This is a genomic window from Mesorhizobium sp. M4B.F.Ca.ET.017.02.2.1 (assembly GCF_003998955.1).
Lineage (GTDB): Bacteria > Pseudomonadota > Alphaproteobacteria > Rhizobiales > Rhizobiaceae > Mesorhizobium > Mesorhizobium abyssinicae.
The window spans coordinates 1-528 of the sequence record NZ_RZOF01000699.1 but is presented as its reverse complement, the minus strand read 5'-3'; the positions used below and the strand labels follow the sequence as shown (position 1 = coordinate 528).

General features: G+C 60.4%; 1 protein-coding gene and 1 pseudogene. Both read right to left on the bottom strand.

The genetic code is table 11. The features are described 5' to 3' along the window. Positions 1 to 27: 27 nt before the first annotated feature. Complete coding sequence (locus tag EN738_RS34940; RefSeq protein WP_127287442.1) at positions 28 to 195, bottom strand: Thivi_2564 family membrane protein; 168 nt, start codon at positions 193 to 195, stop codon at positions 28 to 30. Positions 196 to 346: 151 nt separating this feature from the next. Beyond that, positions 347 to 528 (bottom strand): annotated as a pseudogene (locus EN738_RS36030) (hypothetical protein); the annotation flags it as partial.

Genomic DNA, 528 nt, shown 5'->3' with positions numbered 1-528 from the left:
TTGAACATCCTTCTCTTAGAGAAAGGATCAGAAAACGGCCAGATACTTCAACAGCGAAACGATGCCGATGATGATGACGACGATCTGCGCGATCTGTCGCGTGCGGCCGTCAAGCGGGAGGCGCTGGACGAGGTAGAGCACGAGGATGATCACCAGGAACGTGATCAGGATGCCGATGAGCGCCGATGAAGCCACGTCCTGTCTCCCAAGTTATCGTTTCGAGCTCAAATGTTTCGAACCAAACAAATTAGCAAACGTCGTTGCGGCCGGATCGGTTCCCCCGGCCGGAAACGGCGGAGGCCGCGAAGCCAGGCGGCTCGCGGCCTCGGTTCGGCGATTACGCTGGTTACTTGCCGCAATGATTGTCGTTCACCGTCGGCGTGCTTGTCCCGGGCGATGTCCCGGTTGCGTCAGGCTGTGCGCCCTGCGGGCCGACCGGACAGTTCTGATCCGGGGTCGGGCTCGTCGCATAGGGGCGGCTCATGCCGTCGATGCTGTAGGTCGGTGTGGGATCGATGGCATTGGGGC